21 protein-coding genes and 1 tRNA gene are annotated in these 24,414 nt (G+C 41.1%); 18 read left to right on the top strand and 4 right to left on the bottom strand.

Annotation, left to right across the window (positions count from 1 at the left end; translation table 11 throughout):
- Positions 1-27 precede the first annotated feature (27 nt).
- Positions 28-543: a DUF4364 family protein gene (locus G602_RS0121800; protein ID WP_026660916.1), complete on the top strand. Its 516-nt coding sequence runs from the start codon at positions 28-30 to the stop codon at positions 541-543.
- Between the two features lie 76 nt (positions 544-619).
- The gene (locus G602_RS0121795) at positions 620-2,257 is read left to right on the top strand and encodes an ABC transporter substrate binding protein (protein WP_026660915.1); all 1,638 of its coding nucleotides are present in this window, start codon (positions 620-622) and stop codon (positions 2,255-2,257) included.
- Here G602_RS0121795 and G602_RS0121790 read toward each other — a convergent pair.
- Positions 2,231-3,415 (bottom strand): substrate-binding domain-containing protein, encoded by a 1,185-nt coding sequence (locus G602_RS0121790; RefSeq protein WP_242835701.1) that lies wholly within the window; start codon positions 3,413-3,415, stop codon positions 2,231-2,233. The genes G602_RS0121795 and G602_RS0121790 overlap by 27 nt on opposite strands.
- A 165-nt stretch (positions 3,416-3,580) precedes the next feature.
- Between G602_RS0121790 and G602_RS0121785 the strand changes: the two genes are divergently transcribed.
- A tRNA-Thr gene (locus tag G602_RS0121785) sits at positions 3,581-3,653 on the top strand.
- A 129-nt stretch (positions 3,654-3,782) separates the two neighbouring features.
- On the opposite strand, the gene G602_RS0121780 is transcribed toward G602_RS0121785, so the two are convergent.
- On the bottom strand, positions 3,783-4,907 hold the full coding sequence (locus G602_RS0121780) for a DHH family phosphoesterase (protein ID WP_026660912.1): 1,125 nt from the start codon (positions 4,905-4,907) through the stop codon (positions 3,783-3,785).
- A gap of 310 nt (positions 4,908-5,217) precedes the next feature.
- On the opposite strand from G602_RS0121780, the gene G602_RS31610 reads away from it, so the two are divergent.
- From G602_RS31610 to lgt, 12 genes are all read left to right on the top strand, one after another.
- Positions 5,218-6,315: a GNAT family N-acetyltransferase gene (locus G602_RS31610; protein WP_242835700.1), complete on the top strand. Its 1,098-nt coding sequence runs from the start codon at positions 5,218-5,220 to the stop codon at positions 6,313-6,315.
- Positions 6,316-6,425: 110 nt separating this feature from the next.
- Positions 6,426-7,859, top strand: coding sequence for an MBOAT family O-acyltransferase (locus G602_RS0121765; RefSeq protein ID WP_026660911.1), 1,434 nt, complete (start codon positions 6,426-6,428; stop codon positions 7,857-7,859).
- A gap of 111 nt (positions 7,860-7,970) precedes the next feature.
- Entirely contained in the window at positions 7,971-9,011 is a 1,041-nt protein-coding gene (locus G602_RS0121760) for a hypothetical protein (protein WP_026660910.1), read from the top strand.
- Between the two features lie 130 nt (positions 9,012-9,141).
- On the top strand, positions 9,142-11,358 hold the full coding sequence (locus G602_RS0121755) for a hypothetical protein (protein ID WP_026660909.1): 2,217 nt from the start codon (positions 9,142-9,144) through the stop codon (positions 11,356-11,358).
- On the top strand, positions 11,351-11,803 hold the full coding sequence (locus G602_RS29505) for a hypothetical protein (RefSeq protein WP_026660908.1): 453 nt from the start codon (positions 11,351-11,353) through the stop codon (positions 11,801-11,803). Before G602_RS0121755 ends, G602_RS29505 begins: the two co-directional genes overlap by 8 nt.
- A gap of 146 nt (positions 11,804-11,949) precedes the next feature.
- The gene (locus G602_RS0121745) at positions 11,950-12,585 is read left to right on the top strand and encodes an endonuclease III domain-containing protein (RefSeq protein WP_026660906.1); all 636 of its coding nucleotides are present in this window, start codon (positions 11,950-11,952) and stop codon (positions 12,583-12,585) included.
- A 21-nt stretch (positions 12,586-12,606) separates the two neighbouring features.
- A complete protein-coding gene (locus G602_RS29500) occupies positions 12,607-13,440 on the top strand; it encodes a putative ABC transporter permease (RefSeq protein ID WP_049945400.1) in 834 nt (277 codons plus the stop codon).
- Positions 13,441-13,454: 14 nt separating this feature from the next.
- The gene (locus tag G602_RS0121735; RefSeq protein ID WP_044933095.1) at positions 13,455-14,744 is read left to right on the top strand and encodes a M18 family aminopeptidase; all 1,290 of its coding nucleotides are present in this window, start codon (positions 13,455-13,457) and stop codon (positions 14,742-14,744) included.
- Between the two features lie 57 nt (positions 14,745-14,801).
- Entirely contained in the window at positions 14,802-16,097 is a 1,296-nt protein-coding gene (locus tag G602_RS0121730) for an SseB family protein (RefSeq protein WP_026660904.1), read from the top strand.
- An 86-nt stretch (positions 16,098-16,183) separates the two neighbouring features.
- Positions 16,184-17,071: a chemotaxis protein CheX gene (locus G602_RS0121725; RefSeq protein WP_026660903.1), complete on the top strand. Its 888-nt coding sequence runs from the start codon at positions 16,184-16,186 to the stop codon at positions 17,069-17,071.
- Positions 17,072-17,080: 9 nt separating this feature from the next.
- Complete coding sequence (locus G602_RS0121720) at positions 17,081-17,443, top strand: response regulator (protein ID WP_026660902.1); 363 nt, start codon at positions 17,081-17,083, stop codon at positions 17,441-17,443.
- Between the two features lie 39 nt (positions 17,444-17,482).
- Positions 17,483-18,235, top strand: coding sequence for a prolipoprotein diacylglyceryl transferase (lgt, locus tag G602_RS0121715; RefSeq protein WP_026660901.1), 753 nt, complete (start codon positions 17,483-17,485; stop codon positions 18,233-18,235).
- A gap of 16 nt (positions 18,236-18,251) precedes the next feature.
- On the opposite strand, the gene ymfI is transcribed toward lgt, so the two are convergent.
- On the bottom strand, positions 18,252-18,995 hold the full coding sequence (ymfI, locus tag G602_RS0121710; protein ID WP_026660900.1) for an elongation factor P 5-aminopentanone reductase: 744 nt from the start codon (positions 18,993-18,995) through the stop codon (positions 18,252-18,254).
- 228 nt (positions 18,996-19,223) lie between these two features.
- On the opposite strand from ymfI, the gene trxB reads away from it, so the two are divergent.
- Complete coding sequence (gene trxB, locus G602_RS0121705; protein ID WP_026660899.1) at positions 19,224-20,159, top strand: thioredoxin-disulfide reductase; 936 nt, start codon at positions 19,224-19,226, stop codon at positions 20,157-20,159.
- Positions 20,160-20,459: 300 nt separating this feature from the next.
- Positions 20,460-21,800, top strand: a complete 1,341-nt coding sequence (locus G602_RS0121700) for a C40 family peptidase (RefSeq protein WP_026660897.1) — start codon at positions 20,460-20,462, stop codon at positions 21,798-21,800.
- A 323-nt stretch (positions 21,801-22,123) separates the two neighbouring features.
- On the opposite strand, the gene hpf is transcribed toward G602_RS0121700, so the two are convergent.
- Positions 22,124-22,651, bottom strand: coding sequence for a ribosome hibernation-promoting factor, HPF/YfiA family (gene hpf / locus G602_RS0121690; RefSeq protein ID WP_026660896.1), 528 nt, complete (start codon positions 22,649-22,651; stop codon positions 22,124-22,126).
- A gap of 535 nt (positions 22,652-23,186) precedes the next feature.
- Here hpf and G602_RS0121685 point away from each other — a divergent pair.
- Positions 23,187-24,365: an acetyl-CoA C-acetyltransferase gene (locus G602_RS0121685; RefSeq protein WP_022762765.1), complete on the top strand. Its 1,179-nt coding sequence runs from the start codon at positions 23,187-23,189 to the stop codon at positions 24,363-24,365.
- The last annotated feature ends 49 nt before the right edge of the window (positions 24,366-24,414 follow it).

Raw genomic sequence — 24,414 nt, 5'->3', positions numbered from 1 at the left:
TGATTACGATTACTTAGTGAGGATTTTATGAGTTCACAATATCTGACTTTATACAAGATGATAGTGCTTTATATGCTTAGAAGGTCAGAGGGACGTCTTAGCAAGGCACAGATTTATGATTTTATTTTGGAAAAAGAATATACGAATTTCCTGACTCTCCAGGAGGTTTTCAGTGAGCTTGCGGATTCTGATCTTATCACTGAAAAAAGCGAGGGCAACAGAACTTACCTTGAAATGACTGATGCGGGCTCTGAGACTTTGGACTTTTTTGGAAACCGTATTAATCCTTCTATTAAGGAAGAGATTGATGAGTATTTCAAGGAAAATGGAATGAAGCTGAGGGACGAGACCTCGATCGGAGCCTATTATAAAAAGACCGGAGAGAATGAATATACGGTATATCTGTCTGCAAACGAGGCGGGAAGTACGCTTATTGACATTTCAATTCCGGCATGGACAGAGGAAGCTGCTATTTCAATGTGCGATAATTGGAAAGAGAAAAATTCAGAAATTTATCGTTATCTTCTGACGCAGCTTATGTGATTTTTTCATAATTCTTTTATTTTTGTATAGCGCCTTAGGTATTGTTGCAGGGTACCAAAAGGTTTAAAATTGTATCATGAAAACTTTGCGGAATGGCATTTTAATTGCATATTTTGCATTATGTATTCTGTTTTCTTCCGCGCTCAGGGCGAGTGCGGAGGATAGCTTAGAGCGGCAATTTCGCATTCTTTTTATTTCTTCATATGGATTTTCTAATGCTGCGGTTCCTGATCAGCTCGAGGGTTTTGAGAAAGGAATCGAAGGTGTCAATGTTGATATCAGCTATGAGTTTATGGATGCTGATAAATATTACGGCAGTCTAGATCTCCAGAATTTTGACAAGTTTGTAAAATACAAGATTTATTCGGTCAGAGCTTATGACCTTATTGTGGTTGCAGATGATTCTGCGCTCAGATATGCGATAAACAATAGGGAGGAGCTTTTTGATGATGTGCCCCTTGTGTTTATGGGGGTTAACAACATGACCGAGGCAATCACTGCGTCTGCGATGAAAAATGCAACCGGTATTGCCGAATCACTTGACTTTGAGAGTAACTATGCCCTTATGAAACAGCTTTTTCCAACAAGAGATCATCTAAATGTGATTGTGGATTCGTCTGTCGCCGGTCAGGGTGACTATGTGGAATTCATGAAGTTCAGTGAAAAGCATCCTGAGATTAACAGCACTGTAATAAATACTTCCTACTACACCGCTGATGGGATTAAGGAAGTGTTGGAAGGTCTTGGCACGGATGATATCATGCTGTTTCTTGATTTTTCTATTGATGGTGAGAAAAATGCTTATTCACTTAAGCATGCTTCCGATTTTTTGTCTACATATGCACCTGATATTCCGATTTTCAGGCTGACTTCTACTGATGTAGGCTATGGAGTTTTTGGTGGAATCTCTTATTCGTACTACGATGCAGGAAGGATTGCGGGAGATGTATCAAAGAGGATACTCCTTGGGGAAGAGGCAGATTCTATTCCGCTTTTGTCATCCAGCGTATCAACACCCTATTTCGATCAGGAATGTATGGATAAGTTTGGCATAGTTTATTCGCAGCTACCCAAGGGTTCTGTTGTTATAAATGAGCATGAAAATTTTGCAAAGTTTTATCGTGAGAATACACTTATCAGTAATCTTGGAATTATAATTCTGATTTTGCTTGTGGCAATTATTGCTTTGCTTAATGCCACAAATTCCAAGCGAAAGAAGATTATCAGAACGGATTTCCTGACTCAGATGCCTAACAGAAAGAAGCTCATGGAGGACATAAATCAGGCTATTGCATCAGTTACACCATATGGGCTTATTATGCTTGATATCGACCATTTTAAGTCCATAAATGATACCTATGGGCATGGTGTCGGTGATGAGATAATAGTCGGTGTTGGTGAGAAGCTTAAAGAGATGTCTGGAAAAGATGTGACTTTTGCGCGCCTTGGCGGTGATGAGTTTTGCGGAATGTTTACATCAACTGCTCCTGATGCAGGGAAAAAAATTTGTGAGGATATCATCACTAAGACAAAGAATCCGTTTAAGACTTCCGTTGGTGAATTGTCTATTACCGTCAGCATTGGATGTGCAACCTACCCGGCAGACACGAATGACCCGAATAAGCTGATGGAATGTGCTGACAGTGCACTTTATGCAACTAAGGAAAACGGAAGAAACGGATATACATTATTTAACTGCATAAATAAGTCCTGAGCTGTTTCTGCGGTAATAACCCGTAACGAACAGCTCTTTTTCCAAATTTTGATAATTAATTGTAACTGGTTGCAATAGATAGGAAGGTACTATTTTTATTCCGTTATCGTAGTCCATGGTATTGTAGGCACATTCAAAACTGAAGTTAGAATCTTCTATAAGCTTTTCAGCGGGGCTGTCTCCTTTAAGAAGAGCCATCCCGAGTGCGACGGTTACGACGGCTTCCTGATCGAGTGCCTTAAAGACGGTCATATCCTGTGTTCCGTTTATAATATTATAAATATTTGCTATGTCAGCGTCCTGACCTGTCAGGACAACATGATTTGTTCCTTTATAATCTGCTCCAATGGCTCTTGCAGCACCCAGGGCTGTTGAATCATTTGCACAGAGTACTGCATCCAGTCTTGTCCCCTTGGGGTAATATGAGTTTAATATAATCTGAAGACGCTGCTGGGCAATATCTGTTGACCACTGAGCGGTAGAGGTTTCATAGAAGTCCGACTGAGTGGACAGGATTCTTATTTTGTCCATATCAACAAAGGGCTGGAGAGTGTCCAAAGCGCCCTGATAGAAAAATCTTGCATTGTTGTCTACGGGATCACCTGAGATAAACTCTATATTGTAGGTTTTGTCAGAGTTTACCATGAGCAATGCACCGATTATGTAATTTGCCTGGAGAACTCCAACCTGATAATTATCAAAGGAGACATAGTAATCCACGGCATCGGTTTTCATGATGAGTCTGTCATAGGCGATGATTCTGACATTTGCAGCCCTGGCTTCTTCAAGAACACTTGAGAGAGCCGCTCCGTCAACAGCAGCGATAACAAGAATATCAGCACCTCCTGAGATCATGCTTCTGAGGTCTCCAATTTGTGTGTCAATCAGGTTATTCGCAAATTTTAGTATTACTTCACATCCGTTTTGTTCAAACTGATCTTTTAGAAAAGCACCATCACGATTCCAACGTTCAAGCAGCTCATCAGGCATGCTGATGCCCACAATCGTGCGCCCGTCATCTGAATGGGTGTCAACAATTGTGGTCTCGCTTTTTTCCTCCTTGGCTGTAGTTTTTGCAACAGGTCTGGGTTCACAGGCAGACAGGAGTAAGGTAAATATTATTATTGTAATAAGGTATACCTTTATTTGTTTTATCATGATTACAGTTCCTCTCTTTATATCATATATACTGATGCGCCATAAAACCATAATCATCCTATAAACTTTCTGAAAAGATAATAAAGAAATGATGTTAAATATTGTGTTGACAAGGGACTACGCGCTTGTTACAATAGCTTTTGTGACTAACATAGGTCGCGGATTGCTGGCATAGCACAGTCGGTAGTGCGTCGCATTGGTAGTGCGGAGGTCACGGGTCCGATTCCCGTTGCCAGCTCGAATTGATAAAAACCTCGTAAAGCTGATAAATAAAGGCTTTACGAGGTTTTTGTTTTTGGGGCAAATGAATAATGGGTTATTGTGGCTTTGATGAATTGTTTACTGGTTAACAGAAACAGGGATAATCTTAATCTTCCTTGGGAAATGCTTCCAGAACAACTGAAATAGCCGGAACCAGCTCCGTTCTTCTTGATATCCCAGGCCTGAGTATGTAAGAATTTTCATCAAATGTGGCCCTATCACCAAAGGCTTCTTTTAATACCTCAGATGCTATATCATCCGATGGAACCAGATAAGCCACGCTGGTATCATCATGAAAAATGCTTACCTGTGCAAAAGCCATGTCCATTCCTGTCGCTTTAAGGCTTGCTGCAGTAGCTGCTTTCATTCGCGCTGCTATATCCTTGGCTTCATCTTCGTCATATACGTTTATGCATCCAATGGAGAATTTTCTGCCACCGGCTTCATATTCCTTGTAATCACTAAAGAATATCTCTTCATCCGTCATGCCATCAAGGGATATCAAAGCCTTGTACAAATCCGTATAAAACCCGTCTATTTCTTCTATCCCACCAATTTCAGCCAGATTTTTTGCAGCTTCTTTATCTGCAAATGTTGTGGTGTCTGCCTTAAGGCCGAGAGTATCCGACAAAATGGAGCCAAGCATTGCTATTGCAGTTTGTTTATCGGGCTCTACTCCGTAGTCAAGATACTTTGTCCATACAATAGTTGCAGTTGCACCAAGGGCTCTTGCATCATACAGCAGCTGACCACTTGTTCCAACGGAGCCATCTCCGTGATGATCTATTATACCGAGTATATTTGCATCTTTCATGCCATCTGCTGACTGCTCGTAATCACCATGGTCTACCAGGATCATATTCAGACCCGATGCATCCACCAAAAGCTCGGGAGTATCAAGCCCTGCCTTCTGCAGCACAAATTTTGTCTCATTATTTATATCTCCGATAACAACCGCAGTAGCATCAAAGCCCAGCTTCCTAAGAAGAGCTGCATATCCGATTGCACTTCCCACAGTGTCGGAATCCGGACTCTTATGTCCTGCGATATATATAGGACCTTCGATATTTCTCATGAAATCAAGTTCACTCAGGTGTATATTCACACTAAGTTCGCGATCAGAAGCATCTGTAGTAGTATTAGTCGTATTCCTTCCCTTTCCGCAGCCCGAAAAAATTGAACAAACAATAAGAGTCAGTGCCAGGATATCTACGACTGGTTTTTTCTTCATAAAGTCCTCCTTGTATTGATATCATTGCGTACTATTATGATACTCCCTATTAATTTACCATAAAGCGATAATATCTTTCTAAATCCGCCGTAAACTATCTATAAATATGCCGGCTGTATTTTATCATTTAAATATTCAATTATGTGCGATATAATGATTTGGTGAATTCTTATATATACCAAGGAGGACAATGACATGGTGATGTTCTTAAAACTTAGAAGTATCTGATAAGCATGGAACCTTATCAGAATAGTTTCATGCTTGCTATTGAGACCGAAAACAAACTATTTGAAATAAGGAGAAAACTATTATGATACTTCAGGACAATATACTTAAAGAATATTTACATAACGTTTATTTTATTACCGGAACACCTTGCGGTGGCAAGACGACAATATCGAGAGCGCTGGGAGAAAAATACGGAATTCCGGTGTATGACATTGATGAACAGTTTCCTTTTCACCAGGCAATATCTGATAGTGAGCATCAGCCAAATATGAATAAGCAGTTCAGAGATGCTGATGAATTCTTCGGCCGGAGTGTAGAGGAATATAAAGCGTGGCTTCTGGGAAACCTGAAGGAGCAGCTTGATTTCATAATTCTTGATCTGATAAGGCTTTCGCAGAACGGAAGAGTTATATGTGACTGTCATTTTACGATGGAACAGATCGAGCAGTTATCTGACCCTTCAAGGGCCGCGTTTATGATAACGGATCCGACAGATTTGGTTGAAACCTATTGTGACAGGCCTGATCATCAGGACTTCAGCGACTTCATCCATAGTGCAACTGATTATGAGAAGGCTAAGAAGACCTGCACACAGACTCTGTATGAGCTAAATATGGAGAAATATCAGGAGATAAAACAGAGCAAATTCTTCTGGCTTGAGCGTGACTATAACAGAAGTGTTGAAGATACGGTAGCTTTGGTGGAAAAACACTTTGGCTGGCATGAGCTTAAAGATTTCGAAATTTTTAAGGTTGAGAAAGGTACAGAACTTGCGGATGAGCTGCTTTCATTTGTCAAAGATTGTTCCTGGGAAGCGGTAAAAGGTCACATATCAGATATGATAACAAACTGGAATTTTTCTGATTGGGAAACCATGTTTGTTGCCAGAGAAGGTGGTAAAATCATAGGAATGACTTCGGTTTTAAAGGAGGATTATTATCCTCTTCCGGAGTATTTTCCGTGGGTATCCTGTGTGTATGTAGCTGATGAATACCGCGGGCAGAGAGTCAGCGAAAAGTTGATTTCTTATGCAAATGTGTATTTGATGGAGCATGGCTTTAAGAAAAGCTATATCCCGTCAGAATTCACAGGATTATATGAGCGTTACGGATATCATTATATGAAAGAAATTACCAATTATGGCGGAACAACCGATCATCTTTATGTAAAGGATTTGTGATTTCTTATATCAATATGAGGGCATGCGATCTTAGCATGCCCTATTTTTTTGTTCGGACAGGAGTGAATGTATGATATAATTTCTTCATTACACGATTTATGGGGGAAGCGATGACTTTTCAATTTACGACGTTTATTTTTCTGGTCATTTCACTAATTGCATTTCATATATCAGCACCAAAATACAGACCGTTTGTTTTGATGGCGGTGAGCTGGGGATATATTGTTATAATGAGCAGAATAGCACTTGTTTTTGTGCTGCTGGTTTCTGTGTCTACTTATCTCATAGGCTTTTTGATTCATAAATTCATGGACAGCAAAGTTGCAGTGGCAAGAATTCTTACAGTTCTTGGAGTTCTTGGATGTGCGTCATCACTTTGTTTCCTCAAATTAGGGGATGTTCTCAGGACCAGGGATCACCTTCCTTCCTTCATGTCGTGGGTGATTCTTCCTATTGGTTTTTCTTATTACATTTTCCAGTCAATCAGCTTTCTTATTGATACTTATAAAGGGAAAGTTACACATTTTCCGAATATAATTGATTTCTTTTTATATCAGTCATTTTTTGCAAAATTCATAAGCGGACCGATTGAGAGAGCCGAGAATTTCTTTTCACAAAAAGAGGCTGTAGGTGCGCACAAATTCTTCGATGAGGAGAATCTTAACAGGGCTTTTGCATACGTTCTCTATGGTTTTAGCATGAAGCTGGTTCTTGCTAACAGATTTGCGCAGTATACGACGGTACTTTTGGAAAACCCGGATTTCCATTCAGCAAAAGCGCTTCTTGTAGGAAGCCTTATGTACACTTTGCAAATCTATACGGACTTTGCAGGATATTCTTCAATTGCAATAGGTATTGCGCTTTTATTCGGAATTAAACTTACACAGAATTTTAAAGCGCCATATACGGCAAAGAGTATGTCGGATTTTTGGAGAAGATGGCACATTTCTCTTAGCAACTGGCTTAGGGACTATATTTATATTCCTCTTGGCGGAAACAGAAAGGGTGCCTTCAGAAAGCATCTCAATACAGTAATAGTATTCTTTGTATGCGGACTGTGGCACGGCAACGGCCTTAACTTTGTGGCGTGGGGGCTTATGCACGGCTTTCTTTCGGTTGTGGATAATGTTCTTGAAAAAATGCATGTTTTCGATGCAAAAATCATGCAGATAGTAAGACGTATACTGGTGTTCATAAGCGTGTCCATAGCATGGATACTGTTTGGTGCAGACAGTCTTAGCAGAGGTCTCAGATACATTAAAAACATGTTCCTTGGAAGCGGAATTCAAATGTCCTGGACTGAGGAAATGGAATTACTTGAGATGAGTAATTATCAGATGTGGATTATGATAATCGGCGTGCTTGTGATGATCGTTATGGACGTTTATTCAAGTGCCAAAAAGAAGGATTTTCCGGAACTTCTTATGGATATGGCACTTCCGCTCAGACTTACAATATTCCTTGTTCTTTTGGTTCTCCTTCTTGTTTACGGAGTTTACGGCCCATCTGAACAGGTTATCGGATTCATGTACATGGAGTTCTGAGCATAATCACTTAGCGAGGTATTATCGAGCTTAGTGAGTGTGCCCGTTCTGGCGAGCGAAGCTCGAACAGAACTTCCTTATTAATTACTTGGCGAATTATTTAGGAGCTATATGAAAAAGAAAAATTTAAAGAAAATCTTTACCTACACAGCATTCATACTTGCCTTCATTATTATTATGAGCAGTCTTGACAGGCTTCTTTCAGAAAAATCGATTCATGGTATAAATCAGGCCCGAAGCTTTTATGAACAGCCTAAGGATACCATAGATGTGCTTATGCTCGGATCGAGCCATATTCACTGCGATATTAACACGGCGCTTCTCTGGGAAAAGTATGGTATTGCAGCCTATGATTACAGTGCTGCTGAGCAGACCATGTGGCAGACCTACTACTATTTTAAAGAGGCGTTAAAAACACAAAAGCCCAAGGTTGCAGTTCTTGATTTTTATGCACCGGCATGCTTTAAAAATGATTATCAGTACGACTTTTTATATGAAAATGTGCAGGGACTACGCCCTTCATTAAACAAGCTGGGGCTGTTTGTTACAAGCTGTGAGGTTACGAAGTGGGATGACTATTTTCCTGACTTTTTCACCTATCACAACAGATACGAGAACCTGACACAGGATGATTTTGATGCGCTTTGGGGAAAAGAAGACCTTGCAGCCTTTAAAGGATATACGCCCTATTGTGCTGCCAAGGAGCAGCCGAGGCCTGACTTTAGTGAGACTATAGGCGCAGACATTACACCTAAGACAGAAAAATATCTCAATAAAATTATTGATCTTGCAAATGAGAATGACGTAAAGCTCTTTTTTATTGTGGCTCCGTATATAATTTATGAAAAGGAAATGCTTACTTACAACAAAGTAGGACAGATCGCTGAAGATAACGGTATTGAATATATGAACATGAATGAAGCTTATGATGAAATAGGTCTTGATTTCACTAAGGATTTTAACGATCATTCTCACCTTAACTATGAGGGAAGCAGTAAATTTACTGATTATCTGGCCGGACATCTGCTTGGAAGATTCGGAGATTTGATAGAGGACAGAAGAGGCGATGAGCGCTATAAATCATGGGATGACAGCATACTGCTTACCCAGAAGATGGCTGATGAGATGAGAGAAAAGGAAAGGCAGAAATAACAGCGGTTGCTTTTAAGGACAAAAACATTTAAAATGGAAACTATTCAGGGATAAGTGAAATTGCACATAATTTCATAATATAAATCTGAATATTTGTTGCTTTTGTTGTTTTCTTTATGAGGGTAATGTTTTGAAGGGGAATTTAATAAGGTTTGCTAAGAAGACAGTAACAGTCTGCATTATGATTGCAGCTTTGACAGTCAGTGCGTCAAGCGAAGTGTATGTCAATGCCGAGGGCGTTGTTGCCGGTGAAGAGCCGGGACAGGAGGAGGAGCTGAATCAGAGCTCCGGGGAAAATACTTCCGGAATTCCGGAGAACTCTTCCAATTCAAATGATCAACTGAATAATGATATAGGAGACGGTGACGAATCTCAGGATAATACTGACGGACAGGATGCTCATGAGGAAGAACAGCCTGCTAATGATGATCAGCAGGATATTCAGCCAGCTGGAGAAAATCAGCAGCAGGAAGCAGCTGAAAATCACGAACAGCAGCCGGGTGAGGCAACGCAGCCGGAGGTGCAGCCTGAAGAGGATGCTTCACGTGGAGATCTGTACGCAGAGTTGCCTTCGCAGGAAGCACCGTCTGAAAATGTACCTTCGCAGGAAGAACAGCCTGAGGATGCTACATCCCAGGATAATCCATCTTCAGATACTTCTGCACAGGATGGACAATCTGCCCAGACACCTTCGCAGGAGGAACAGTCTGCAGAGATCCCTCAGCAGGGTGAGGAGCCTGGAATTTCTACACCTCAGGATGCTCAACCGTCAGACACTTCCGCACAGCAAGAGCAGCCGGCAGCGGGGGCTTCGCAGGGAACACAGTCTGCAGAAAAGAATGATGCCGCTGAGCTTCCTACCGCATTATTCGTAACCGGAACTCCTACTAATCCTGTTGAATATGATGGGAATGCACATGAGGTTTCCGTCAGATTGAACACAGCATCAACTCCTAACGGCGAGCTTGCTGTTGCTACTGATGCGAATGGTAAGACCTATTATATAGGAGGGCTTGCTGATAATACTGTTACAGTAACTGCAACGGAAGTCACCAATGGAAGTAATAATAAATTTCAGGTGTCTATATCGCAGCTTCCCATCTATGATGGCACATATAATCAGGTGGTTGATCTTTCAGCATCGCTTTTGGTTACTGCTGATAATGTAATCACCAAGAGAAGTGTGACGCTGAAGTCCATGAATGTGGTTAAGCCATATGATGGAACTCCACTCACAAATGGTGGAATGCCTCTTTCCGAGGAGAGCGGCTGGCTTCCGGGTGATGGAGCTAATTACGAATTTACGGCTTCAATAACTTCTGTAGGAGTAGTACAGAATGTATTTACCATAAGTTCATATAAAGATGGAACTAATCCGGATGTCTATGATATTCACTATACCTATGGTGCGCTTCAGGTTGTAGACAGAACTGATGAACAAAAGTATATCCTTACGATAGAAGGAACAAACGGTACTGTTAAGTATTCAGGAAAAGAGCAGAGCATCAGCGGATTTACCTTAGAGGGAAGAAGCAGCTCCGAATATCAGGTAAGTGGAAACGGTGATCCCACGCAGGTTCTTAATCTTACTATTGGTAATGCAACCTTTTCTGTTACAGGCATTGCAGCTTCAGGAGCAGGTACAAATGCTGGTGAATATCCTGTGAATATAACAGGTACGCCGGTTATTAAGGATTCCGAAGGTAATGATGTTACGGGACAATTCAGCTATGAATTTAAACCCGGAAAGCTCACTATAGAAAAACGTAAAGTTATTCTTACTTCTGCGAGCCTGACCAAAAAGTTTGATGATAAGACTCACAAAAAGCATGAGGTCACAGTTTCTGGTGACGGTTTTGTTGAAGGAGAGGGTGCTACATACGAGTTTACCGGTAAGCAGAAAAAGATTGGTGAAAGCTACAACTACTTTACCTATAATCTTAACCCAGGCACTTTGGCAGAAAACTATGATATAGAGGTTGTACCCGGAGTCCTCAAGATTAAAAAGCCTGATGATAAGGCTATAAATGAGACACCACAGGAAAATAATTCTTCTGATTCCGGAGATTCATCTTCCGGTCAGGCACCTGCTGATACAACAGCTCAGGCACCTGCAGCAGATAATGCCACAGCTGAGGCTAATCCCAATGTACTTGGTGCAAAGAGAGAATCCGGTGATGTTACAGTGGATATAGCAAATCCTACGGATGATAACGTCCTTGGTGCCAGAAGATCATCGACCGATGATTATTCGGATTTAGGCAGACACATAATAGTATTTGCAGCAGCAATACTTTTTATGACAATACTAACTTTAAGAAGAGACAAGAGAAAGAAAAATGACTGAATCAGAATCACGTATTTATGGAAAAAACTTAATTTGCGTCTGTGTTAACGAGGCATCGGAGAGGGATATAAACGGAGTTTTGTGGACGCCCTACGAAGAGGAACCACTTCCGTTTAACAGCGGCTATGAGATGATAATGCTGATGGACAGACTCTACGATAACTGGGATTTCCCTCAGAGGACCACATCCTACAGAACCTTTGGTCAGAAGGATAAGTCCAGAGATTATCATAATCCCAATTCTATCAGGAAGAGAGAGCCTATCAGAAGTCTTAAGACCTACAGAGGTGAGCAGGCTACCTTTATTGTACAGGTTAAATTCAGACAGAACAGTTCCTGGCAGGGGCAGGTACTATGGTCTGAGAAGAAAAAGAAAGTTCATTTCAGAAGCACGCTTGAATTATTAAAGCTGATGAGCAGCGCGCTTGAACAGACAGAGAATTGACAATGAGTCCGGGAGGCTTTTGCTTTCCGGACTTTTTATCTTAAACTAAGTATATTCTCAGGGGGGTTGCAAGAATTTCGCTCCTGAAATTATATTTAGTACTGTAATCATAAGCAGTTTTAGGATAAAATATAAAGGTATGTGCTATGACAAAAAAACAATTAGCTTTAGAAGTAATAGAGAGATTAAAAAATGAGTATCCTGATGCTGACTGTACGCTGGATTACAGCGAGGCATGGCAGCTTCTTGTCAGCGTAAGACTTGCAGCACAGTGCACTGATGCAAGGGTGGACAAGACTACTCCTGTTTTATATGAGAAGTTTCCGACAGTAGAGGCTCTTGCTAATGCAGATCCTGCTGAGATAGAGGAGATTGTAAGACCCTGCGGTCTTGGTAAATCCAAGGCCAGGGATATCAGCGCCTGCATGAAAATGCTTCATGAAAAGTATAATGATATGGTGCCTGATACCATGGAAGAACTGCTGGAGCTTCCGGGAGTTGGCAGGAAAAGCGCAAATCTTGTTATGGGAGATGTGTTTGGAAAGCCGGCAATAGTCACTGATACTCATTGCATCAGACTAAGTAATCTCATAGGACTTGTGGATAATATAAAGGATCCTGCCAAGGTTGAAGCTCAGCTTTGGAAAATCGTACCACCTGAGGAAGGTAACAGTCTTTGCCACAGATTTGTATGGCATGGAAGAGCTGTCTGTGTTGCCAGACGACCGCAGTGTGATGCGTGCTGTCTTAAGGATATCTGCAAGTTTGGCAAAAAGCAGTGATAAATAAGAAAGAGAAATGGAATGTTTGTCAGTAAATTTTTTATAGAATTCATGGTGTACAGCTTTATCGGCTGGATATATGAATGTACTTATTGCACCGTTAAGGAAGGGCATTGGCGGAACCGGGGATTTTTATTTGGACCCATTTGTCCGATTTATGGTACAGGTGCTGTGGCATGCTCTATAGTGTTTGGATATCTGCCAATGTTCAGGGGAATACCGTATAATATGATTCCGATATGGAAGATATTTATTATCTGTGCTTTGGGCAGTATAGTTTTGGAATACAGCACATCCTATATTTTGGAAAAAAAGTTCCACGCAGTATGGTGGGAATATTATGATATGCCACTTAATATCAATGGACGTGTCTGCGTCCCTGCGACCTTAGGCTTTGGATTTGCGGGAATACTTGTTACAAGATTTGCATGTCCTGTTGCTGAGAATATTAGAAACATGATGAATCCGCTTTTAGCAGAGATAATCGCACTTCTTCTTATGGCTTATCTTGCAGCTGATCTGGTGCTTACAGTATCAAGTCTGGTTCATCTCCAGGAGATGGTTGCTGGTGCCATGGCTGAATTTGATGAACGTATGGAGGATTTTTATATTACAGCTGCTTCAACTCCGGGAAAAGCGAAGGAAGCTATTACTTCGGTTCCTGTAAAGGCCAGGGAGGCAGTTGCTTTTGCTGCTGAGAGACTGGATTTCAGACAAAAGTATCAGCTTGGAAATATCAAGAATTTCAGGTTCAAAAGACCTGTTTTCAGAGGGGGTAAAAAGCTTAACACGGATCGAATGTCTGAGTTCTACAGAGGACTTCAGGACAGAATTCGTACTGGAAATGATAAATAAAAGAAGGTGAAGTAATGAAGAAAACAGTAAAAGGATTAACAGACTTTATTAAGAAGAGTCCAACAGCTTTTCATGCAGTGGCTGAGCTAAGGGAGAGACTTCTTGCTGAGGGCTTTGATGAGCTTGATGAAAGCGAGAAGTGGAGTCTTGATAAAGGTGGAAAATATTTTGTCACAAGAAGCGGATCTTCAATAATATCCTTTAAAATCCCTGCAGAGGACTACAAGGGATTTTACATGATCGCAAGTCACAGTGACTCTCCTTCATTTAAGATTAAGGAGAATCCTGAGATTGAAGCTGCTTCAGCTTACGTGACTCTTAATGTTGAGAAATATGGTGGTATGCTTTGTGCTCCATGGTTTGACAGACCACTGTCCGTAGCGGGAAGAGTTATGGTTAAGAGTTCAGGAGATGCAATAGGTGTTGAATCAAAGCTTGTTGACGTAGGAAGAGACCTTGTAATGCTTCCCTCGCTGGCAATTCATATGGACAGAGAGGCCAACGACGGACACAAGTTCAATGTACAGAAAGACATGCTTCCGATTTTCGGAGATGCTGCAAGCAAGGATAAGTTTATGACAACCATAGCTGAGGCTGCAGGTGTGAAGGAGGAGGATATTGTTTCTCACGACCTTTTCCTTTATAACAGAGTTGAGCCATCAGTATGGGGCGCTAATGATGAGTTTGTTTCATCGGGACGCCTCGATGACCTTGAATGCTGCTATGGCTCATTTGAGGGCTTCATGAATGCTGAGAATGATAATAATGTTATCATGCATGTTGTATTTGATAACGAAGAGGTCGGAAGCACCACAAGACAGGGTGCAGCGTCAACCTTCCTTAAGGATACACTGGTAAGAGTAAATGATGCATTTGGCAAGAGTAAGGAAGTTTATCTTGTATCACTTGCAAACAGTTTTATGGTTTCAGCGGATAACGCTCATGCAGTTCATCCTAACTATATCGAGAAGGCTGATCCGGTGAACAGACCTCAGATGAACAAGGGCATTGTAATAAAGTATAATGCTAACCAGAAGTACACAACAGATGCAGCTTCAGGGGCTATATGTAAGCTTATCTGTGAAAAAGCAAAGGTACCTTATCAGACCTTTACCAACCGCTCTGACGTTGCAGGGGGATCAACGCTTGGTAATATATCAGGCACACAGGTTGCTGTAAGAACTGTGGATATAGGTATGGCACAGCTTGCAATGCACTCTCCTTATGAGACAGCAGGTGTACAGGATGTGGAGTATCTGATTGATTTTTCTAAGACATTTTTTGAGTCTGATATAAAAGCATAATTAGTTAAGTGTCCGATAAATGTGACATAGAGTTTTTTAGAACGGAGATATTTTTTAATGGGAATTTTGAATTTTTTGGGTGGAAATAAAAAGAAAGCGGAGGAAGCAGCACTTCTTGAAGAACAGCGTGAGGCCGAGAAGAAGGAAGCGCAGATAGCAGAGCTCAAGGAAAAGCATAAGGAGCTTGGTTGGCCTGTTCCGGGAAGACTTAATCCTATAAAGATTGAGGGTCAGGAAGAGGATGTAGATTTTGAAGATCCGCTTACAGATGAGAGAAAAGCAGAAATAGCTGAGCTTATTTATGAGGAGGAGCTTAACCCTGAGTCTATAAAGTTCTTCTCTATGCAGGAGCTTCTTTTTCTTCTGACTGTTCAGGAGAGATTCCAGAAGGCAGCACCTATTCCCGGATACGAGGCTAATCATAGAAAGGTTTATAATGAGGTACTTGGAAGAGTACGTGATGCAAAGATGCTTTATGTTCTCTTCGATATGTTTACAGGATATCCCTTCATCGATCATGGATATATCAATATTTATTCTTCTCAGGAATATGCCGAGGAGGCTGTTAAGGTTTTCTCAAAACAGTTCAGAAAGCTGGCTGTCCGTGCCTGCAAGGCTGATAATGCTGCAGAATCTGCAAGTGAGAGAAGAACCTTTTTCGACTATCTGTATTATCTCGGAGTTGAGAACATCATAATCGATAACGGTTACTACAGAGCTCATTTTAAGAGAAATGAAATTGTAGCTGCTCCCGGAGACTGGGGAAACGGTGGTGATAAATCACCCAAGAACCCGGCACTTGTGTTTTCAATCCTCGATTTCCTTGGCGAAGTAAGATGGCCTGTAAAATATGAAAAGAGAAATGAAGTTCTTGCTGCAAAGGAAATGCGTATGGCTGCAGCTGCTCAGGCTGCTAACTTTATTGTCCCCATGCAGCACGAGGGACCGGTAGAGGTTCTGGAGGACGGAAGATTTAAATTTACTGCAGACACGAAGATAAAATTCCCGGAGATAAAGAGCCCTGACGAAAAGCATTTCCTTCCTGTGTTTACGGATGGAATAGAGTTTACAAAGGCTTTCAGAAAATCAGAGTACAATGGTGCTGTATTTGGATTTGGGGATGTTCTTAAGTTTGTGGGGGATAAGGATGGTATCATTATCAATCCCAACGGACAGAAGGTTATGATTCCCAGAGATCGTATGATAGCACTTCAGATGGCCGCACAGGCTGCAGGAAAAGCTATGGGCAAAAAGCCTGCAAAGAAAAAGCTTTCTGAAACTGAAGCAGCAGTTCAGTCAGCTATGAGCGGTAAGGGAATTGCAGCTAAAACAAATGACGAAGAGGAAGAGTAATAGTATTCCGAAAGTCTAATTTATGGTAAAATTGTCTTAAACTTAATTGTGTTTTTTCTTGATTTTTCTTATGAACGGAGGATATCATGTTTGACCGAATATTGGGAAAATACCTCCTTGACAGGGGGACTATTACTAAAGCACAGTTATACACTGCGTATCAGGTTATGGAGTCGCGCAGGGCAAGGCTTGGTGTAATAGCTGTTACTGAGAAACTGATGACAGTTGCTCAGGCTGAAGAAATCAATGCAATTCAGGCGATGAAGGATAAGCGTTTCGGGGACCTGGCGATTGAGAGAGGGTATATTTCAGAGATACAGCTTGGTTATCTGCTTTCTCTACAGGGAAATGAGTTTCAGACTTTTACATCAGCGCTTGTTGAAAAATGCATCATGACGCTTGAAGAAGTGGACAATATTCTCAGGACTTATCAGCAGGATAAAGAACTGACGGAAGACCAGATGACCGCTCTTAAGAATGGTGATCCGGATTATATAGTTCCGCTTTTTACAGAGACTGAGGATGAGGAGTACAATGCTCTGTTCAAATACGGAGTAAAAAATCTATACAGACTTGTGGATACACATCTTTCCTTCGGACATGTATATACTGCCGGCAACATCAAGGAGGAGTGTATTGCATACCAGTCCTTTTCAGGGGACATCAAAGCTACTGTTGCAATTGTTGGCAAGAATGAAGAGCTGCAGAAACTGGCAAAGAGCTATACCAAGGAGGAGTTTATCGAAACCGAGGAGGATGCTCTTGATGCCATGTGTGAGCTCATAAACTGTATAAATGGTTTATATGCAACAGACAGAAGTAAGAAAGGCAAGAGAATTAACCTTGATCCGCCATATTTCATTACCAGGTTTGGCGAGATTGCAGGTGAAGATCTTCATGTAATGCCTATTTACTGCTGCGATGCTGAAGTTCGTCTTGTAATCGCTGTTAACAGTGATGTTTCTGTAAAATAAGGAGGGGCTATGGCAAACATTCTAATAGTTGATGATTCCAGAACATCCAGACGAGTTTTAAAGGATATGCTCGAGAGACATGGTCATACTGTTGTTCATGAAGCTACCAATGGGCAGGAAGGATTTGATGATTACGGCAAATTCAACCCTGACATTGTTACAATGGATATTACAATGCCTGTTATGGACGGAATTGAAGGCTTGAAACTGATCCATAAGTCATATCCGAATGCAAAGGTAATAATGATAACAGCTGCCGGGCAGAATGAGAAAGTAAAGGAAGCTGTTGAGAACGGTGCTGTTGAATTCATTACAAAACCGCTCGATGAGAATACTGTTATTTCTGCAATTGACAAAGTCTTGCAGAGTTAGTGCCTCAAAACCGTGAGGACACTTAAGAAATGAGGAAATATGTTTAATGATATTAAGATAGGTCCTGTTACATTACATATGTACGGCCTTATGATAGCTGTGGGTTTTTTAACAGCGCTCATGATAGTACTGAAGAGAGGAAAAAAGAAGGGCTTATCTGAAGATACCATATATGGAATCTTTTATTGCGCTATTATCGGAGGCCTGCTTGGATGCAGGCTTCTGTTTTATATTGTTGAATTCCCCAATATTTTGAAGACTCCTTCCATATTGTGGGATTTTGCAAACGGCTATGTTGTGTATGGCGGAATAATCGGTGGAATCCTGTCCAGTTATGTTTACGTAAAAAGAAAGCATGAAGATTTTCTGCCATATTTCGATGTGGTCATGCCTGCTGTTGCGATTGCGCAGGGATTTGGCAGAATAGGCTGCTTTTGTGCAGGCTGCTGTTATGGGGCAGAGACAACAAGTCCTTTTCATGTAGTGTTTACCCATTCGGATTTTGCACCAAACGGAGTTCCTTTGATACCGACTCAGCTGATGTCTTCAGCAGGAGACTTTCTTATTGGCGCATTTCTTATATGGTTTTCAACGAAAACTGAGGTTAAGGGAAGAACGGCGGCCATGTATCTGATACTTTATGGCATCGGAAGATTTTGCATAGAGTTTTTCCGTGCTGATTACAGAGGAAGCCTTGGAGTATTTTCAACATCACAGATTATATCTTTCGTGATTGTAGCAGTTGGAGCCTGTATGATGGCTATAGCTCCAAAACTTGATATGAAATTTTAAAAAAGATGGCGGTGGGTTAAATCCAACCGCCATCTATTGTAATTATCTGTCCTGTGAGATAGGAAGGTGAGGTGGCAAGACTAAGCGCCAGCTCAGCAACCTCCCTGGGGGTACCCAGCCGGTCTGCAGGAATTTCCTCTGAAAGTTCCCTGAGCTCACTTTCGGAAAGGTGTGAGCTGTTCATTTCGGTATCTATGGCCCCACATGAAATGGCATTCACCTGTATGTTACTTGGTGCAAGCTCTTTGGCAAGGGCCTTTGTGAAGGCATTTACGCCGCCCTTTGATGCAGAGTAGGCTACTTCACAGGAAGCGCCGACAGAGCCCCAAACAGAGGATATATTGATGATTTTTCCATAGCCGTTTCTTACCATATGAGGAACGGCATTTTTACATATGTAGAAAACAGAATCGAGATTGGTACCGATCATGTTGTGCCATTCATCGGAGGTCATGTCGGTTAAAAGACCGTACCAGGCTATTCCGGCGTTGTTTATCACTATAGAGGGAGAACCAGTGGGAGCCTGGTTTATCTCCTCAAACAGGGAGAGTACGTCGGCCTCATTTGATACATCACAGCGAATAGCAATTGCTGTGATTCCATATTTTTCAGATAGTTCTTCGGAAAAGGTCCGAAGTGCTTCTGCATGGTTTTTGCAGCAGAGATAGAGATTGTAATTATTTGATGCAAATAATTCTGCAATAGCTTTTCCGATACCTCTTGATGCTCCGGTTATTAAAACAGATTGTTTCTCTGACATTGTAGACTCTCCAAATTGAAATTGATTACAATCATATATTATCATAATACTATAGATTCTTATACGTACTTCCACTTTTGTTCATAAGAAGTCATTTATTACTGGCTTTTGAGGAAAAATGAAAATCTATATTTACAAATAATCATTTTGGGGTTATGATTTGAATAATAAAATGAATTGCACACAATCTAATGTATAAATATATTATCGCAAGGAGGTTTTAGAATAATGAGAGATTTGATAATTATCGGTTCGGGCCCGGCGGGTCTTTCAGCAGCTGTATACGCAAAGAGGGCAGGTCTTGATACGCTTGTGATTGAAAAGGATCCTGTCAGCGGAGGCCAGATTCTTATAACTTATGAAGTAGATAACTACCTTGGACTTCCCGGAATCAATGGATTTGATATGGGAATGAAGTTCCGTGAACATGCGGATAAACTGGGAGCCGAGTTTGCAGAAGGATGCGTTTCTTCTATATTAATGGAAAAGGAAGGAAACGAAAAAGAATCTTCCATATATAAAGTGGTGACAGACCAAGGTGAATACGAAACTAAAACTGTAATACTTGCAACTGGTGCTTCTCATAACAAGCTTGGAGTAAAGGGTGAAGAGGAATTTACAGGACGGGGAGTTTCTTACTGTGCAACCTGTGATGGCGCTTTTTTCAAAAATAAGGTTGCGGTTGTTAACGGAGGCGGAGATGTAGCCGTAGAGGATGCTATTTTCCTTGCAAGAGGGTGCAGTAAGGTTTACCTTGTTCACAGAAGAGACGAGCTGCGCGCTGCAAAGATTCTCCAGGAGGAGCTTTTATCCCTGCCTAATGTGGAAGTGATCTGGGATAGTGTTATCGAAGAGGTAAAGGGCGATAATAAGGTTAGTGCGGTAACTGTTAAGAATGTAAAAAACGGTGAAATTAAAGATGTTGAAACCGATGCACTTTTTGTTGCGATAGGAATACATCCGCTTACAGAAAATTTCAGGGATCTGGCACAAATGGATGAAAACGGATACATTATTGCTGATGAAAGTGGAGCTACTTCTACTCCCGGAATTTTTGTGGCAGGTGACTCAAGAAAGAAGAGATTACGACAAATTGTTACAGCGGTTGCCGATGGTGCTAATGCTGTAACCGCAGTCCAGGACTATTTAGTTGGCAAAAAATAAAAATTCTATAAAATAAGTATAAAAAATTTTGCACAAAAAGTACTGTTATAATTTTGTTAACTATTTCTTGTACTATTTTTCATAAAATACACAATATGTAGAAAAGAGCCAGAATCCGCATGGATACTGGCTTTTCGCATGTCTTAAATTGACTTAATAGATTCACCAATTTAACAAATGGCTCAGTTAAGCCTTTCAATTTTGTGCTAAAATGTTTAAGGCAGGTTGACAAATTGAAACTAACAATGTATATTTTTAAAAGATGTAACAAATTCGTAACAAATAGTTTGGAGGTTCGTTTTGCGAAAGACTAGAATGCAGCTATTGGCGATGGGGGTTGCTGCTGCGGTAACCGTTGGAGGATCTGGTATCGGAGTTAATGCTTCAGCATCCAAAGTAACAACAGTTTTGCCTTCCGCAGGCATAAGCTACGCTTTGACAGGAGATTCAGTATCTCTTTCAAACCTTGCAGATGATAATAGTACAGATGTTGCAGAGAACGAGATAGAGGATTCTGCTGTAACTATTACAGAGACTACACCTCTTGCATCAACATTGCAGGAGAATATTCTTAATGATATTCAGAAAGCTACAGGAGCTACAATCCCGGCTGAAGAGCCCGGAACCGGAGAAGAAGAGGTTACTGATGAGGCTCAGGTAGAACTTACAGAAGAGCAGAAGGAAGAGGAGCGCTTCAAGTCACTGGTAATTGCGAATGTTAATGATTACGTTAACGTACGTGATAACCCGAGTGAGGAAGATGGCGAGATCATCGGTAAGCTCTATGATGATTCAGTTGGTACTTTTATTGAAGAGACTGATGGCTGGTACAAGATTAAGTCCGGTTCAGTTGAAGGTTATGTTAAGGCTGAGTACTGTGTAACAGGTGAGGATGCAGTTGAACTTGCTAAGCAGGTTGGTAAGAGAATTGCTACTGTTACAACTACTACTCTTAAAGTAAGAAGTGGCCCCAGCACAGATGATGAAGTGCTTGGACTTGTTCCGATAGAAGATGAACTTGTTGTAACCGAGGAGTTGGATGGCTGGGTTAAGGTCAGCATCGAAGAAGGTGAAGGTTACGTATCAATGGATTATGTAACACTTTCAACAGAGTTCGTTGAAGCTGAGTCTAAGGCAGAAGAGGAAGCTCGTCTTAAGAAAGAGGAAGAGGCTCGTCTGGCAGCTCTTGAGCAGGCTAAGAAGAATACAAAGAGTTCTTCTGATGAAGGCGGTAAGAGCAGCGGTGGAAGTTCTAAGAGCTACAACTCAGCTGCAAGTTATACTACACAGTCAAGCTCAATTGGTTCTGCAGTTGCTTCTTATGCACAGCAGTTCGTTGGTAACCCTTATGTATATGGTGGAACCAGTCTTACAAACGGAGCTGACTGCTCAGGATTCGTTATGAGTGTATATGCTAACTTCGGTGTCAGCCTTCCTCACTCAAGTGGTGCGGACAGAAGCGTCGGAGCAGCAGTTGATGGACTTGCTAATGCACAGCCTGGTGATATTGTATGTTACTCAGGTCACGTAGGAATCTATATTGGTGGAGGACAGATTGTACATGCTTCTTCCGCTAAGACCGGTATCAAGATATCTAACGCTAGCTACAGACAGGTTCTTTCAGTAAGAAGAATCTTCTAATCTGCAGAGATAAGCAAATAAGAAAAATTAAAGCCAGATGGATGCTCGCATCCAATCTGGCTTTTCATTTTTCTTATATATATTCTGCGGTGCTGATTTGGCAATAAGATGAAAAAAACTATTCTTCATTCCTTGCTCTTATCAAATGGTGAATATTGATTAAGTCTGGTCTTGAAAAAAAGTAAGCCCCGAAGATTTTCTATAAACTAAGCCCCGGGATATATATTCAGATACAACCGATTCTGCATATTTTTGCAACGAGGTTGGAGATGAATATATATCCCGGGGCGTATTATTCCCTAAAACCAGGGCGTATCATTCAATTAGTCTGGCTCAATCAAGCCGTATGTATTGCCTTTGCGTTTGTATACTACATTGGGCTGATCTGTCTCCGCATTGATAAATACGAAGAAGTTGTGTCCCAGTAGCTCCATCTGAATAGCAGCGTCTTCAACATACATTGGCTTTAAATCGAATTTCTTAACTCTCTCGATTTTGATCTCTTCATCATCAAAATCTTCATTGTCGATATACTCTTTTTTGAAGTTACTGATCTCAGTCTGGTGCTTATTAACAAGTTTACTCTTGTACTTTTTCAGCTGACGTTCAATGATTTCCTCCACTAGATCGATTGAAACGTACATATCGTTGCTGACCTGCTCGGATCTGATAATCTTGCCCTTAACAGGGATTGTTACCTCGATCTTATGACGATCCTTGTCAGCAGTTAAGGTTACATTGACATTGGTCTCCGGAGTGAAGTACTTTTCGAGCTTTCCGATCTTTTCCTCCACAGCGGCTCTCAGTCCGGGTGTTACATCGATGTTCTTACCAATAATAGTGAATTTCATGCAATCATCCCCTTTGCAGTTTTATAGTTTTTGATTATTCAGAGTAAATACACTTAAAATGAATGCATTTGCTTGATATGAATAATTTCAAATTATCAGTTAAATTATATCATTTATTTATATAGATAATCAATTTAATACAACTGAGTTTACAAATTGTTTATTTTTGTGAAAGTCACACAAAAAATATGTTTGCCTTTTTTAAGTGGAAAAATATAAAAAACTGTGGATAAATGTGGATGATGTGGATAACTTCGTGCATAAGTCGTAAAATAGGCATTCCTGTTTTGAAAATTGTGGATAACTTTTAAAGAAATTATAAAATTTAAATTAATTTTTTATATTGACTTTTAGATTTATGTGCAAAGTGACAGCTTCACATTAATTTCACAAAAAAAGGATATATTGACTATGCTTTTTGTTGCATAGAAAAAAGCATGCATGCTATAATATATACGTTGTGACAAAAAAATAACAAGCAACTAAAAAACATAATAAAAGCGGACAAACTAGTCCCGAAACGGAGGTATCATCTATGGCACAGAAGGTAGTATTAGCAGGTGCTTGCAGAACTGCGATCGGTAAGATGGGCGGTGCTCTTTCAAACACACCGGCAGCAGATCTTGGTTCTATCGTAATTAAGGAAGCTCTTAACAGAGCAGGAGTTAAACCGGAGCAGGTTGACGAAGTTCTTATGGGATGTGTTATCCAGGCTGGTCTTGGCCAGAACGTAGCTCGTCAGGCTTCAATCAAGGCAGGTCTTCCTGTTGAGGTACCGGCTGTTACTATCAACGTTGTTTGCGGATCAGGTCTTAACTGTGTAAACATGGCAGCTGAGAAGATTTTATCAGGTGATGCTGATATCGTTGTTGCAGGTGGTATGGAGAACATGTCAATGGCTCCTTTCGCACTTGACAAGGCACGTTTCGGTTATCGTATGAACAACGGCGTATTAAAGGATTGCATGGTAAACGATGCTCTTTGGGATGCATTCAATGATTACCACATGATCCAGACTGCAGATAATGTAGCAGAGCAGTGGAAGCTCACAAGAGAAGAGCTTGATGAGTTCGCACTTAACAGCCAGCAGAAGACTGAGGCAGCTCAGAAGGCTGGTAAGTTCAAGGATGAGATCGTTCCTGTAGAAGTTAAGGTTAAGAAGGATACAGTTGTATTTGATACAGATGAAGGCCCTCGTCCGGGATCTACAATGGAAGGTCTTGCAAAGCTTCGTCCTATCAACAAGGATGGTGTTACAACAGCAGGTAACGCATCAGGTATCAATGATGGTGCTGCAGCTATCGTTGTTATGAGCGAAGAAAAGGCTAAGGAGCTTGGTGTTAAGCCTATGGCTACATGGGTAGCTGGTGCTCTTGGCGGTGTTGATCCTTCTATCATGGGTGTTGGCCCTGTTGCAGCTACTAAGAAGGTTCTTGCACGTACAGGTCTTACAATCGACGATATCGATATCTACGAGGCAAATGAGGCATTCGCAGCTCAGTCTGTAGCTGTTGGAAAGGACCTCAATTTTGACCTTTCAAAGCTTAATGTTAACGGTGGTGCAATTGCACTCGGACACCCTGTTGGAGCATCAGGATGCCGTATTCTTGTTACTCTTCTTCATGAGATGCAGAGATCTGACAAGAAGCGTGGTCTTGCTACTCTTTGCATCGGTGGCGGCATGGGTTGTGCAACTATCGTTGAACGCGACTAATTAAATGCTAAAAAAGGAAACGGATATTATTATTCGTTTCCTTTTTATA

It is taken from the genome of Butyrivibrio sp. AC2005, assembly GCF_000424145.1.
Taxonomy (GTDB): domain Bacteria; phylum Bacillota; class Clostridia; order Lachnospirales; family Lachnospiraceae; genus Butyrivibrio.
This window is presented reverse-complemented; position numbering and strand designations above follow the sequence as displayed.

What these genes read in the sequence shown, in the direction of transcription:
- G602_RS0121800 (WP_026660916.1), top strand. Translation starts at nt 28, where the DNA reads ATGAGTTCACAATATCTGACTTTATACAAGATGATAGTGCTTTATATG.
- G602_RS0121795 (WP_026660915.1), top strand. Translation starts at nt 620, where the DNA reads ATGAAAACTTTGCGGAATGGCATTTTAATTGCATATTTTGCATTATGT.
- G602_RS0121790 (WP_242835701.1), bottom strand. Translation starts at nt 3,415, where the DNA reads ATGATAAAACAAATAAAGGTATACCTTATTACAATAATAATATTTACC.
- G602_RS0121780 (WP_026660912.1), bottom strand. Translation starts at nt 4,907, where the DNA reads ATGAAGAAAAAACCAGTCGTAGATATCCTGGCACTGACTCTTATTGTT.
- G602_RS31610 (WP_242835700.1), top strand. Translation starts at nt 5,218, where the DNA reads ATGATACTTCAGGACAATATACTTAAAGAATATTTACATAACGTTTAT.
- G602_RS0121765 (WP_026660911.1), top strand. Translation starts at nt 6,426, where the DNA reads ATGACTTTTCAATTTACGACGTTTATTTTTCTGGTCATTTCACTAATT.
- G602_RS0121760 (WP_026660910.1), top strand. Translation starts at nt 7,971, where the DNA reads ATGAAAAAGAAAAATTTAAAGAAAATCTTTACCTACACAGCATTCATA.
- G602_RS29505 (WP_026660908.1), top strand. Translation starts at nt 11,351, where the DNA reads ATGACTGAATCAGAATCACGTATTTATGGAAAAAACTTAATTTGCGTC.
- G602_RS0121745 (WP_026660906.1), top strand. Translation starts at nt 11,950, where the DNA reads ATGACAAAAAAACAATTAGCTTTAGAAGTAATAGAGAGATTAAAAAAT.
- G602_RS29500 (WP_049945400.1), top strand. Translation starts at nt 12,607, where the DNA reads ATGTTTGTCAGTAAATTTTTTATAGAATTCATGGTGTACAGCTTTATC.
- G602_RS0121735 (WP_044933095.1), top strand. Translation starts at nt 13,455, where the DNA reads ATGAAGAAAACAGTAAAAGGATTAACAGACTTTATTAAGAAGAGTCCA.
- G602_RS0121730 (WP_026660904.1), top strand. Translation starts at nt 14,802, where the DNA reads ATGGGAATTTTGAATTTTTTGGGTGGAAATAAAAAGAAAGCGGAGGAA.
- G602_RS0121725 (WP_026660903.1), top strand. Translation starts at nt 16,184, where the DNA reads ATGTTTGACCGAATATTGGGAAAATACCTCCTTGACAGGGGGACTATT.
- G602_RS0121720 (WP_026660902.1), top strand. Translation starts at nt 17,081, where the DNA reads ATGGCAAACATTCTAATAGTTGATGATTCCAGAACATCCAGACGAGTT.
- lgt (WP_026660901.1), top strand. Translation starts at nt 17,483, where the DNA reads ATGTTTAATGATATTAAGATAGGTCCTGTTACATTACATATGTACGGC.
- ymfI (WP_026660900.1), bottom strand. Translation starts at nt 18,995, where the DNA reads ATGTCAGAGAAACAATCTGTTTTAATAACCGGAGCATCAAGAGGTATC.
- trxB (WP_026660899.1), top strand. Translation starts at nt 19,224, where the DNA reads ATGAGAGATTTGATAATTATCGGTTCGGGCCCGGCGGGTCTTTCAGCA.
- hpf (WP_026660896.1), bottom strand. Translation starts at nt 22,651, where the DNA reads ATGAAATTCACTATTATTGGTAAGAACATCGATGTAACACCCGGACTG.
- G602_RS0121685 (WP_022762765.1), top strand. Translation starts at nt 23,187, where the DNA reads ATGGCACAGAAGGTAGTATTAGCAGGTGCTTGCAGAACTGCGATCGGT.